The organism is Clostridium sp. (assembly GCF_032552055.1).
Taxonomy (GTDB): Bacteria; Bacillota; Clostridia; order Clostridiales; family Clostridiaceae; genus Clostridium.
This window is the reverse complement of the sequence record NZ_JAWGSV010000069.1, coordinates 1-13,412: the sequence shown is the minus strand read 5'-3', so window position 1 is coordinate 13,412 and position 13,412 is coordinate 1. Positions and strand designations below refer to the sequence as shown.

General features: G+C 29.2%; 10 protein-coding genes. 1 reads left to right on the top strand and 9 read right to left on the bottom strand.

Annotated features, from left to right (window positions below; all coding sequences use genetic code 11):
• Positions 1-267 precede the first annotated feature (267 nt).
• The 8 genes from E6248_RS06770 to E6248_RS06735 all read right to left on the bottom strand — a co-directional run bounded on the left by E6248_RS06770 (position 268) and on the right by E6248_RS06735 (position 9,515).
• Positions 268-2,499, bottom strand: a complete 2,232-nt coding sequence (locus tag E6248_RS06770) for a heavy metal translocating P-type ATPase (RefSeq protein ID WP_316340057.1) — start codon at positions 2,497-2,499, stop codon at positions 268-270.
• Positions 2,500-2,514: 15 nt separating this feature from the next.
• Positions 2,515-2,874 carry a metalloregulator ArsR/SmtB family transcription factor gene (locus tag E6248_RS06765; protein ID WP_316340056.1) on the bottom strand — a complete coding sequence of 120 codons (360 nt, stop codon included), beginning with the start codon at positions 2,872-2,874 and terminating at the stop codon, positions 2,515-2,517.
• 314 nt (positions 2,875-3,188) lie between these two features.
• Entirely contained in the window at positions 3,189-3,782 is a 594-nt protein-coding gene (locus E6248_RS06760) for a zinc dependent phospholipase C family protein (protein ID WP_316340055.1), read from the bottom strand.
• Positions 3,783-3,833: 51 nt separating this feature from the next.
• Positions 3,834-4,262: an NUDIX domain-containing protein gene (locus tag E6248_RS06755; RefSeq protein ID WP_316340054.1), complete on the bottom strand. Its 429-nt coding sequence runs from the start codon at positions 4,260-4,262 to the stop codon at positions 3,834-3,836.
• A gap of 30 nt (positions 4,263-4,292) precedes the next feature.
• Positions 4,293-5,366 (bottom strand): sporulation integral membrane protein YtvI, encoded by a 1,074-nt coding sequence (gene ytvI, locus E6248_RS06750; protein ID WP_316340053.1) that lies wholly within the window; start codon positions 5,364-5,366, stop codon positions 4,293-4,295.
• Positions 5,367-5,560: 194 nt separating this feature from the next.
• Complete coding sequence (locus E6248_RS06745; RefSeq protein ID WP_316340052.1) at positions 5,561-5,770, bottom strand: cation transporter; 210 nt, start codon at positions 5,768-5,770, stop codon at positions 5,561-5,563.
• Between the two features lie 20 nt (positions 5,771-5,790).
• Complete coding sequence (locus E6248_RS06740; protein WP_396335137.1) at positions 5,791-8,226, bottom strand: heavy metal translocating P-type ATPase; 2,436 nt, start codon at positions 8,224-8,226, stop codon at positions 5,791-5,793.
• A 221-nt stretch (positions 8,227-8,447) separates the two neighbouring features.
• Positions 8,448-9,515, bottom strand: coding sequence for a mannose-1-phosphate guanylyltransferase (locus tag E6248_RS06735; protein WP_316340049.1), 1,068 nt, complete (start codon positions 9,513-9,515; stop codon positions 8,448-8,450).
• A 325-nt stretch (positions 9,516-9,840) separates the two neighbouring features.
• Here E6248_RS06735 and E6248_RS06730 point away from each other — a divergent pair, with 325 nt between their 5' ends.
• The gene (locus E6248_RS06730) at positions 9,841-12,507 is read left to right on the top strand and encodes a cation-translocating P-type ATPase (protein ID WP_316340048.1); all 2,667 of its coding nucleotides are present in this window, start codon (positions 9,841-9,843) and stop codon (positions 12,505-12,507) included.
• 156 nt (positions 12,508-12,663) lie between these two features.
• Here E6248_RS06730 and E6248_RS06725 read toward each other — a convergent pair whose 3' ends face one another.
• Entirely contained in the window at positions 12,664-13,344 is a 681-nt protein-coding gene (locus tag E6248_RS06725) for a DUF3298 and DUF4163 domain-containing protein (protein WP_316340047.1), read from the bottom strand.
• Between the last annotated feature and the right edge of the window lie 68 nt (positions 13,345-13,412).

The following is a 13,412-nucleotide window of genomic DNA, read 5'->3' as shown; positions in this document are numbered from 1 at the left end:
AATTAATGTGATTTACTTTAAAATTATTTTTTATTTAAAGATCTATAGGCACACAAAATGCAAACTATTTATTGATACATAGATTAAATAAAAAATAGACTTATATATAACGTAGCAGATCCGTTATACATAAGCCTTAACTAGTACAAGCTAACTTGTAATTAAAGTAAAATCTAGCATGCTCCCATATTGCCTGATTGTTCTCAACTCAAATAATTATAAGAAAAATATCGAAATTTGTCAATATACTTCTTGCTTTTTTGTTTTTTATTTAAGACATCTTGTAGAGTTTATTACTGCTAGTATAGTTACTCCTACGTCCGCAATTACTGCTTCCCACATATTAGCCATTCCTAAAGCACCTAATCCTAATACTAACACCTTAACTACTAATGCTAATATAATATTTTGCCATAATACTTTATTAGTTTTTCTTGCTACTTTAATGGCATCTACTAAAGCCTTTGGATTATCTTTCATTAAAACTACGTCTGCTGCTTCAATAGCTGCATCAGATCCTATACCACCCATAGCAACACCTATATCTGCTCTTGCTAGAACTGGGGCATCATTTATACCATCACCAACGAATATTACTTTTCCTTCTGATTTATTATTATTAATTATTTCTTCTAATTTTTCTACCTTATCTCCTGGCAACAGCTCTGAATAAACCTTATCTAATCCAATAATGTCAGAAACTTTATCTGCAACAGCCTTATTGTCTCCTGTTAACATTACAGATTGTTTAACACCAATTTCTCTTAATCCACTAATAGCTTCTTTTGATGTTTCTTTAATTTCATCAGATATTACTATATTACCCTTATACTCTTTGTTTATCGCTACATGAACTATAGTACCTATTGAATCTACCTTATTATAAGCTATATTGAATTTTTCCATAAGCTTGTAATTACCTATTAGCACTTCAAGTCCATCTATTGTAGTCTTAATTCCATGCCCACTTATTTCTTCATAATCTTTAACTTCTGAAGAAGTAACATCCTTACTATATTCTTTTATTATTGATTGAGCTATTGGATGATTTGAATTACTTTCTGCAATTGCTGCAACCTTTAATAATTCTTCTTTTTCTATATTAACATTATTTATTTCTGTTACCTTAAATACACCCTTAGTTAAAGTACCTGTTTTATCAAATACTACTGAATCGATATTTTTTAAGGCTTCTAAATAGTTTCCACCTTTAACTAATATTCCTTTTCTAGATGCACCACCTATACCTGCAAATAATCCAAGAGGAATAGATACTACTAATGCACATGGACAAGATACAATTAAGAATATTGATGCTCTATATATCCATTCATTAAATGTTGCATCTTTAATTACTAAAGGAGGTATTATCGCAAGGGCTAAAGCTAAGAACACAACTATCGGAGTGTACACTCTTGCAAATCTTGTAATAAACTTTTCAGTTGGAGCTTTTTTATTTGAAGCATTTTCAACTAATTCTAAAATTCTTGAAACTGTTGATTCCTTAAAGTTTTTGCTTACCTTAACTTTTAAAACTCCATTAGTATTAATACAGCCAGCTAAAATTTCTTCATTTATAGATATTTCTCTAGGAACTGATTCACCAGTTAAAGCTGAAGTATCTACAAAGCTTGTTCCATCTATTACAATACCATCTAAAGGAACTCTTTCTCCTGGTCTTACTATAATTTCTTCATCTATATTAACTGTTTCTGGATTTACTTTTTCTTCTACACCATTTCTTATAACATTTGCATAGTCAGCTCTTATATCCATAAGAGAAGTTATTGATTTTCTTGATCTATTAACTGCATATGATTGGAATAACTCACCAACTTCATAGAATAACATAACTGCTACAGCTTCTGGATACTCTCCAACAAAGAATGCTCCTAAAGTAGCTACTGTCATTAAGAAGTTTTCATCAAATATTTCTCCTCTAAAGATATTTTTAATTGCTGTAGTTAAGACCTTTCCACCAATTAAAATATAACTTGTTACAAATAATATTATATTTAATACTGATTCACTCTTAAATATTAAAGCAAATGCATATATAATTACCCCTAATATTAAAGGTATATTTTCTTTTAAAGTAATAGGTTCATTATGAGAATGATCATGACCATGTCCATCTTCGTGAGAGTGCTCATTAGAATCACTATGAGAATGATGATTATGACTATCTTTATCATGTGAACCCTCTTCTATAGAACATGTTCCATCAGCACAAGAAGAAGTATTTCTAATTGGTTCCTTAACTTCATTTTTATTATAAACCTTAACCTCTGGTTCAAGCTTATTTATTATTTCTTTTGCTTTAACTATTAATTCATCCTCTTTCTTACTTCCATCTCCTTCAATAACTAAAGTGGAAGTTGTAAAGTTCAAATTAGCTTCCTTTACTCCATCTAAATTATTAACTCTTGTCTCTATTTTACTAGCACAGTTAGCGCATGTTAATCCTGATAATACTAGTTTGATATCTTTGTTACTCATTTTCTCACCACTTCCTTATTCTAATATATGCTTAAAGCCTTCATGGAATATATGCTTAATATGATCATCTGCTAAAGAATAATATATTACTTTTCCATCTCTTCTAAACTTTACAAGCTTGTTTGATTTTAAAACTCTTAGTTGATGAGAAATAGCAGATTGAGTCATTTCTAGTAAAGCTGCTAAATCACAAACACATAATTCTTCTTGAAATAGTGCATATAAAATCTTAATTCTTGTAGAATCACTAAAAGCTTTAAAAAGGTCTGCCAAATCATATAAAATTTCTTCTTCTGGTAAGTTTCCCTTTACTTTTTCAACTACATCCTTATGAATTATAGTACAATTACAGCTTTCTAATTTATTTTCTCCCATATCAGCTTCCTCCATTCATTTTTACATATGAACAACTGCTCATATGTTCCTTTGTTTTTATTATATGCAGATTTTATTTCTTTGTCAACATTTTCCCCTTAAATATATTTAATCTTTAAACTTATATTTTGTATCTTAAGAGAAACTATTCTAAGGTTAAAATTACTAGTGATATAAAAAATAGCTATATGTAACCTACTATTTTCCTAGCTTCTATTAAAGATATAGGTTTTTTCATATATCACATAAATAAATAAAAAAAGAAACCCAGAAATTCTGAGTTTCTATTTTTTATATTTAATTCTAATTTTTAACTATATAACTAATGCAATATGCTCTTTTAGCTTTTGGTTTAAAATTACTTCATCTAATATTAAGTGAATTACTGTATTGCACATATGGCTTGCATATATTAAGTCTTTTTCATAAGAAACATTACCTTCATATTCTTTTTGAAGCTTTTCTATATATTTTCTTATATCTTCTGATTTTAAACTAGTATTAATATCTTGTCTTATTGTGCAAAGCTTAGCATATTTATTTAGGTCATTTTCATATAATACATGGTCCTTTACGGCACCAGGACTTTTAAACTCCCATCTTTGAAAGTGTGGTACACAAAAGTAATCACATAAGAAGTGACATACTACTCCTAATTCCTGATTAAATTTTCCTAATGAATATCTTATATAAATATCATCTAATGTTAATGAAGATAAAAATTCTATCTTCTTAACTATCATATCAAAGCTCTCATCAAAATAATGTTTTTTAAATTTATATTTTGATGCAGAATCCGGTTTTAAATTTCCCCATATAAAATGTCCACTACTAATAATAAAGGCTTTATCATCTTCTAATCCATTAATAAATCCTTGTGCTAAAGCTTTGTGAGTGTTCATCATCATAACTTACTCACCCCATTTGTTCTTTATAGTTTAATAATAATACTATATATATTAAAAAACAAACTTATTTATTTCTTCTTTTACCTTATTATGAAGCTTAGGTTGAATATTAGGATAAGTAAGATTTTCTGGAATTTCATCAAAAAAACCAACTTCACCTATTTCATAATCAGGCAATTCACCTAACTTTTCTATTTTTGCAAAGAATAATGAAGCATAACTTTTATTTCCCTTAATTTTTAAAGAATAATCACATATATATGTAATTTTATATTCTTTTGCTCCTGTTTCTTCAAAAAGTTCTCTTTTAGCTGTGTAATTTATATCTTCATTTTCTTCTCTGTGACCAGCTGGAATTTCCCAAGTACTTCTTTCCTTATGCTTTACAAAAACCCACTTACCATTATATCTAGACACTACTATGGCATATAATAATTTTTCATTATCAATACTACCACCATCATAAAATTCTATTTCCATACATTCTCCTAACATTTCTCTAAATACATACTACTTAAAAATATGTATTTTCCCACTATCATTTAAATTCTTTAATATTATTACTATTATTGGTAAAATAAATAATCCCAAGACTCCAAAAAACTTTACTCCAACAAACATACAAATTAACATAATTAATGGATGCAATCCTATTTGTTCACCAACTATTTTAGGTTCAAGTATATTCCTAATAATTGTAATAACAACATAAATTATAGTTAATCCTATTGCCAAGGCTGTATTTCCTTTAAATAACTCTATAAATATCCAAGGTATCACTATTCCCCCTGTACCAAGAACAGGTAATATATCTACACAAGCAATTATTAAAGCAATAGAAATTGCACTTTCAACCCTAAGTATAGATAATCCAATAGATAGTTCTATAAATGTTATAGTTATTAATATTGAATAAGCCTTTACTATTTTAAATAAAGTTCCTACTATATATTCTTTAATATCTAATACTATTTCTCTTCCCTTAGGCGAAAATTGTCTTATAACAAAACTTGTAATCTTCTCATAATCCATAGCAAAAAAGAAGGATGAAATTATAGAAAAAATTAATATAATAAAGAAGCTAGGAACCACAGAAACTGTTGAGGTTATAAAGGAAACAGCTCCTGAAGATACACTTGAAATTATAGAGCCTAAAGAATCAGCTATTGATGTTATAGCTTGTTTAATAGCCTGAAGCAATGCAGGATCTAAATTAACTAAAATCTCTTCAGCCTTAGCAGATAGTTCATATATTAAAGGCTCTATAGTATTTACATATAAACTTGGTAGCTTTGTAAACAAATCCTTCATGACTAATCCAAGCTTAAATAGCAATAATGTAACTAAGGCTCCTACTGTTGCATAAAAAACTAAAACTGTTAATCCAGCTACAACCTTCCTTTTAATCTTTAATTTTTTAGTTAATAAATTTATTAAAGGCTTAAGAATAAAGGCTATACCAAATCCAACTACAAAAGGTAAAAACCATCCTAAGGCATATTTTAATGTAATATATAAAATAGCACCTACAATTAGTATATAAATTACGTTTATTATAAAATTCCTCTTCTTATCTGTCCCCATATTCCTCTCCTTACATCATAATAAATTATTAAAATGTTTCTAATTATCCAACTTATTAAGGTTTTTATTTGATTATACACCTAAATTTTCTTAAAATACATTTTCATTTCTTAAATAATACTTAAAAATATTAATATCTATAGTATATCCATAAAAAGGCTGACACTCTAATGAATATCAGCCTTTATTTCCTCTTAAATATTTTCTATTCTAACAACATCATATCCCATATCTTCGATTTTTTCTGTTATAATATCATCTTTCACATTTGTTTCAACTAATGCATATTTTCCATCTAAATTTACTTCTACGTTCTTTGAATCCTCTAACTCATTTAGCGCTTCAGTCACATGAGCTACACAATTATTACAACTCATTCCTTCAATTAAAATCTTCTTTTTCATCTTCATTTCTCCTTAACTAATTATTTATTTGGATTAAATCCTCTTAGTCTTAATGCATTTGTTAATACTGATACTGAACTTAAACTCATTGCAGCTGCAGCTATCATTGGATTTAATAATGGTCCACCAAATACATGTAATAATCCCATAGCTACTGGTATTCCTAAAACATTATATCCAAATGCCCAGAATAAATTTTGTTTTATATTTCTAATAGTTGCTTTACTTAATTTAATAGCTGTAGATACATCTCTTAAATCGCCCTTCATAAGAACTATATTAGCAGATTCTATAGCTACGTCTGTTCCTGTTCCTATGGCAATTCCGATATCAGCTTGTGCTAATGCTGGAGCATCATTGATTCCATCTCCAACCATCGCTACCTTACTACCCTTTTCTTGAAGCTTTTTCACTTCATTTGCCTTATCTTCTGGTAATACTTCAGATAATACTATATCTATTCCAACTTGCTTAGCAATTGCATCAGCTGTCTTTTTATTATCTCCAGTAATCATTGCAACCTTTATTCCCATCTTGTGAAGATTTTCAATTGCTTCATTACTACTTGCTTTAACTGTATCTGCAACAGCTATAATTCCTTCTAATTTATTATCTATTGCAATATACATAGGTGTCTTACCTTCATTAGCTAATCTATCAGATTCATTTCCTAAATCTCCGATTTCTATAGAATTTCCCACCATTAATTTCTTATTACCAAGTAATATATTCTTTCCTTCTATTTCAACTTGAATTCCATGTCCAGGAATTGCATTAAAGTTAGATATCTCTTTTAATGTAAGATTCTTTTCTTCTGCACCCTTTACTATAGCTTCTCCTAATGGATGCTCTGAACCTTTTTCACTACTTGCTGCAAGTATTAGTAATTCATCCTTTGATATATTCCTTGTAACAATATCAGTTACAACTGGTTTACCTTCTGTGATTGTACCTGTCTTATCAAATACAATAGTATCTATTTGATGAGTAACTTCTAAGGCTTCTCCACCTTTAATTAACACTCCATATTCAGCACCTTTTCCTGTTCCAACCATAATAGCTGTTGGAGTTGCAAGCCCTAAAGCACATGGACACGCTATAACTAAAACTGCTATAAAGATAGTTAATGAGAATGTTCCAGTTTCACCAGCTATTAGCCAAGCTATACTTGCAAATATAGCAAGACCAATTACTATTGGTACAAAATAAGAAGCTATTATATCAGCCATTTTTGCAATTGGAGCTTTTGAACCTTGAGCATCTTCCACTAGCTTAATAATTTGAGCTAATGCAGTATCTTTACCAACCTTAGTTGCTTTATATTTAATAAATCCTGTTTTGTTAATACTTGCACCTATTACTTTACTTCCAACAGTCTTTTCTACAGGAATACTTTCCCCTGTTAGCATTGCTTCATCAACTGATGTATTTCCTTCAACAACTTCACCATCAACCGGTAATTTTTCACCTGGTTTAACAATAACTATATCTCCAACAATAACTTCATCAATTGGAAGAACTATTTCCTTACCATTTCTAACTATAGTTGCTGTTTTTGGAGCTAATCCCATAAGTTTTTTAATTGCTTGAGATGTCTTTCCTTTTGAAACAGATTCTAAATATTTACCTAATGTAATTAATGCTAATATCGTTGCTGATGCTTCATAATATAACATCATTGCAAAATGTGCATCACCCATATAAATCTCATAAGTTCCATAAAGGCTATAAATAAATGCTGCACTAGTTCCTATTGCAATTAAAGAATCCATATTGGGGCTTAACTTAAATAAATTCCTATATCCTATAGAATAGAATTTATATCCTGTTAAAACTACAGGAAGAGTTAATACTAATTGAATAATAGCAAAATTAAATGGATTTATCATTGGATCTATAATTTCTGGAAGTGGCATACCTACCATATGTCCCATTGTTATTATTAGTAGTGGAACTGTAAATACTAATGATAATATTAATCTTTTTAATAACTTACTTTGTTCAGTAACTTTTTTTCCTTCATTATTAACATTATCTTCTTCTCTTATTAGCTTATATCCTGCTTTTTCAACAGTAGCCTTAACTTCTCCAAAAGTTACTTTATCTGCATCAAAGCTTATTGATAACTTTTCTGTTGCAAAATTAACTACAGCATTTTCAACACCTGGCATTTTATTTGTAACTTTTTCAACTCTACTTGCACAGGCAGTACATGTCATTCCTTCTATCTTATAGTTATGAGATTCTATATTTTTTTCTACCTTATAGCCTAACTTTTCAACCTTGTTTTCAATATCTAATGGCTTAAGTGCTGAATCATCATACTCTACATTTAAAGTTTCAGTTGCAAAGTTTACATTTGCTTCTTTAACCCCCTCCATCTTGCTTACACCTTTTTCGATTCTATTTGCACATGCAGAACAGGTCATTCCGCTTATCTTATATTTATCTTTCAAAGCATTCATCTCCTTTAGATCATAATTATATTTTATATAAAAAGATAATTCCTATTCTTTTTACCCCCACCCCCAGGGGGTGGTATAGTTTTATTATATTCCAACTTTTTGATTTTGCAATACCTTTTTTAAATATTTTTCATGATTTAAGCCTATTACATATAAAAATTAAAAGGTTGTAACTTAAGTCTAAACCTAAATTACAACCTTTATTTTGCAAGTTAAATAAAATCCCTATACCCATTCTTATCATTTAAATCATTTAGTAAATGCTTTATTTCCTGCTCCCTATTTCTATCCATCACTAGTATCACATCTCCAGCGTCTACTATGATTAAATCCTTAATGCCAAAGCCTATTACTAAGTTTTTCTCCCCAAAAACTGCACAATTTTCGCTATCTTGAAGATATACATTTTCACTAACCTTATTACTTCTATTTTCTATTAAATATCTACTTAAGGCTGAAAAGCTTCCTATATCATCCCAAATAAAATCACTTTTTATAACAAAAGCCTTTCTTGTTTTTTGCATAACTCCAAAATCAATTGAGATTCCATCTATTAATGAATATTGATCATTAATAACTTCCTCTTCATCATCTTCTCCCAAATGCTTATAAATTTCCATTAAAGATTTATAAAGCTTAGGAAGATATTTTTCTATTTCTCTTAGTATTACATCAGCTCTAAAAATAAACATACCTGAGTTCCATAAATAACTACCCTTTAATAAAAAGTCCCTTGCTACCTCAATATTAGGCTTTTCAGTAAATCTAGCTACTCTAAAACTAGGTATTTCCCCTTGGATTCTTTGTCCCATCTCAATATATCCATATCCTGTTTCTGCCCTGCTTGGGGTTATCCCTAAGGTTACTATTCCCCTCCTTTTATTTGCAATATCTACAGCTTGCCCTAAAGTTTCTATATACAGCTTTTCATTTTCAATATGATGATCTGATGGTAAAACAACCATAATAGCATCATTATCTTTTTTCAACAGCTTAACTGCTGATAAGCCTATACATGTGGCAGTTTCTTTATTCATAGGCTCTGTAAATATATTATTAGAATTAATATTTTCAAGCTCAAGCTTAACTTTATCCTGGTATTCCTTATTTGTCACTATATAAATATTGTCCTTATCTATTAATGGTGTTACTCTCTCTACTGTGTTTTGTAGAAAGCTTTTGTTATTAATAACTTTAAGAAATTGTTTAGGCCTTTCTGATCTAGATAAAGGATAAAGTCTAGTACCTTTTCCCCCTGCTAATATTAGCCCGTATATCAATAATTTTCAACTCCATGTAAATACTATGTTATATATTATGCCATTGATTTTGTTTTGTGAAATTTTGAAAATACAAATATTATATATTGACATTTTTTTTAAATCAATCTATTATAATAATATAAGTAAATATTCCATTAAGAGGGAGTAGTTGAAAATATAACATCAACATTCGCGGCTATTATAGTCTGGTGTTATATACCATCTTGGTAACGAGACTTTTAATACAGTTTTTATTCTAATAAAAATTGTATTAAGAGTCTCTTTTTTTATAGGCTCCCAGAAATTATCTATATTCTTATTATTAATGTTTGGAGGAATCAAAATGAAAAAGTATTTTTCGATGCCTTATGAAGAAGTTCTAAATGAATTTAATGTTACTTCTGACGGTTTAAATGAGAAGCAACTTAAGGACAACCTTGAAAAATATGGTCTTAACCAATTAACTGAAAAGAAAAAACAAACGGTACTTCAAGTATTTTTAAGTCAATTTAAAGACTTATTAGTATTAATCTTAATTGCAGCTGCAGTTATCTCTGCAATTACTGGTAGCTTAGAAAGTACAATAGTAATTATTGCTGTTATTGTACTTAATGCTCTTTTAGGTACTGTTCAACACTTTAAAGCTGAGCAATCTTTGGATAGTTTAAAAGCTTTATCCTCACCTTGTGCAAAGGTATATAGAAATGGGCATAAAGTAGAAATCCCATCTAAGGAATTAGTACCTGGTGATATTTTAATTCTTGAAGCTGGAGATATGATTTCTGCTGATGGTAGAATTATTCAAAACTTCTCTCTTCAAGTAAATGAAAGTTCCCTTACTGGTGAATCCGAAAGTGTGGACAAGATAGTTGATATTATTGAAAAAGAAGAAATTGCTTTAGGTGATCAAAAGAACATGGTATTCTCAGGTTCTCTAGTTACTTATGGTAGAGCTTTAGTAGTAGTTACTGGAACTGGTATGAATACTGAAATAGGTAAGATTGCTAACCTGATGGAAGAAACTCAAGAAAAGCAAACTCCTCTTCAAGTAAGCTTAGATGACTTTAGTAAGAAACTTGCTATTGGTATATTCATAGTTTGTATCTTAGTCTTTGGTTTAAGTCTTTATAGAGGAACTAACCTTTTAGATTCTCTTATGTTTGCTGTTGCCTTAGCTGTTGCTGCTATACCAGAAGCATTAAGTTCAATAGTTACAATAGTTTTAGCTCTTGGAACTCAAAAGATGGCAAAAGAAAATGCTATAGTTAAGAAATTAAGAGCTGTTGAAGGATTAGGTTCTGTATCTGTAATATGTTCAGATAAAACTGGTACTTTAACTCAAAATAAAATGACTGTAAAGAAAATTTACTTTGATAATAAATTAGTAGATGGTGAAGATTGTGACTTAAATGATGAAGTTGCTAAATATTTAGTTAATGCTTCTATATTATGTAATGATTCTACTTCAAAAGACGGGGTAGAAATTGGAGATCCAACTGAAGTAGCTTTAGTTAACCTTGGTCATAAACTATCTATAGAAGAATTAGACTTAAGAAAAACATATGGAAGATTAGGGGAAATACCTTTCGATTCTGACAGAAAGCTTATGAGTACACTTCATAACTTTGACAACAAGTACTTAATGTTTACTAAAGGTGCTTTCGATGTACTTTTAGATAGAATAGTTAAAATTAAAACTTCTTCTGGAGTTAGAGATATAACTTATGAGGACAAGCAAAATATTATTAATACTAATAAACAATTATCTCAAAGTGGTTTAAGAGTATTAGCCTTTGCTTATAAAGAGTTTCAAACTGCTGACAATGCTTTAACTTTAGAACATGAGAATGGATATACCTTCCTTGGTCTTATTTCAATGATAGATCCACCAAGAGAAGAATCTGCTGAAGCTGTTAGAGATTGTATAACTGCTGGAATTAAACCAGTTATGATTACAGGAGACCATAAAATAACTGCTTCTGCTATAGCTAAGCAAATAGGAATCTTACAAGATGGTGATAGAGCTATTGAAGGTGTTGAATTAGAAAAAATGACAGATGATGAGCTTAGAGAAAATGTAGAGCATATATCAGTTTATGCTAGAGTTTCTCCTGAGCATAAAATAAGAATCGTTAGAGCTTGGCAAGAGAGAGATGAAATTGTTGCTATGACAGGTGATGGTGTTAATGATGCTCCTGCACTTAAACAAGCGGATATCGGTATAGCAATGGGTATTACTGGTACAGAAGTATCTAAAGATGCTGCATCTGTAATCTTAACTGATGATAACTTTGCAACTATAGTTAAATCTGTCGCTAATGGTAGAAATATTTATAAAAATATAAAGAACTCTATTAAGTTCTTATTATCTGGTAATGCTTCAGGTATATTATCAGTATTATATGCTTCAATTATGGCACTACCAATGCCATTCCATGCAGTACATTTACTATTTATCAATCTATTAACAGATAGTTTACCTGCTATTGCAATAGGTATGGAAAAGTCTCAGAAAGATTTATTAAAGGACAAACCTAGAGGAAGAAATTCTTCAATACTATCTAAAGACCTTATAGCAGAAATCGCTCTTGAAGGTTTAGTAATTTCAATATTTACTTTAGCTGCATTCTACATGGGCTTAAAAGTAAATGATGCTGTTGGTTCAACTATGGCTTTTGCTACACTATGTTTAGCTAGATTATTCCATGGATTTAACTGTAGAGGAGATAAATCAATATTATCTATTGGATTATTCTCAAATAGATATAGCTGGATGGCTTTTGGTGTAGGATTATTATTACTAAATGCAGTTTTATTCCTACCATTTATGCAAAGCTTATTTGAAGTTTCTGTATTAACTGGATCACAAGTAGGATACATTTACTTATTTGCCTTCCTACCTACTGTAATTATTCAAGTAATTAAGGTAGTAAGAGATTTAGTATCTAGCAATAAATCTTCTAAAGAAAATATAGTTGAAGAAAAGAATGATATAAGCAAAGTAGCATAATAAAATGCAACGCATTTTATTAATGAAAGAATGAAAAAATTAAAGAATGAAAAAATGCTTATAAAAAATCCTTGCAGATTTTTTATAAGATCATCTCTATAACTTAGGAGGTTTTACACAGTAAAACCTCCTTAATTTTTTCATTCCTTCATTCTTTCATTTTTTCATTTCTATTTCGAATTCTGGCATTCCTGATACATATGGAGCTATTTCATAGTAAGGAAAGTGTATAACTAACTTACCATCTTTTATGTAGAACTGTTGATTTTCCTTTATTCCATTAAAACCTTCTTTTCCCGGGAAATAATATTCTGGATGTTTATTTACTTCTTTTCTTATTTCTTCATTAATATAACTAGTATAATCATATCCTTCATTAAATAGATCTTTTAACTGTACATCTTCCCCACTACTTATTTTTATATTATAAGTATCTCTTATAGTTATTCCATGAGCCCCTCCACTAAACTGATAATAATCTATATAAAAACTTAGAACTTGATTATCATTAGTTAAGCTATATCTAACAAAAACTTCATATGGTATTGTAGGCTTTAAATCCTCACTTGTATCTTTAACATCTTTTATCCACATATTAGTTTTATCTAGAATTTTGCTGTTGATATCTTTTTCCCTCTCCTTATTAGCAAGTCCTACAATCTGAGGAATTTCTACATCAATATTTATATAACTTGTCTTTTCTTTTATAGGTTTATCCACAAGAATAGGATTTTCGACAAAGTTTTCCTTTTTAGTTATTAACATCCCCTGTGGATAACTATTGATATTTAATAGAATTACTATTACTGATACTATTATCTTATTTACTGCTCTCATAATATTTTCTCCTACTTACATAGTAATTTTCTTAATATTAAAATATATTTATTCTGTATATTTAATAG

Coding starts and splice junctions, on each gene's coding strand:
- E6248_RS06725 (WP_316340047.1), bottom strand. CDS start 13,344: ATGAGAGCAGTAAATAAGATAATAGTATCAGTAATAGTAATTCTATTA.
- E6248_RS06770 (WP_316340057.1), bottom strand. CDS start 2,499: ATGAGTAACAAAGATATCAAACTAGTATTATCAGGATTAACATGCGCT.
- ytvI (WP_316340053.1), bottom strand. CDS start 5,366: ATGGGGACAGATAAGAAGAGGAATTTTATAATAAACGTAATTTATATA.
- E6248_RS06745 (WP_316340052.1), bottom strand. CDS start 5,770: ATGAAAAAGAAGATTTTAATTGAAGGAATGAGTTGTAATAATTGTGTA.
- E6248_RS06760 (WP_316340055.1), bottom strand. CDS start 3,782: ATGATGATGAACACTCACAAAGCTTTAGCACAAGGATTTATTAATGGA.
- E6248_RS06730 (WP_316340048.1), top strand. CDS start 9,841: ATGAAAAAGTATTTTTCGATGCCTTATGAAGAAGTTCTAAATGAATTT.
- E6248_RS06765 (WP_316340056.1), bottom strand. CDS start 2,874: ATGGGAGAAAATAAATTAGAAAGCTGTAATTGTACTATAATTCATAAG.
- E6248_RS06755 (WP_316340054.1), bottom strand. CDS start 4,262: ATGGAAATAGAATTTTATGATGGTGGTAGTATTGATAATGAAAAATTA.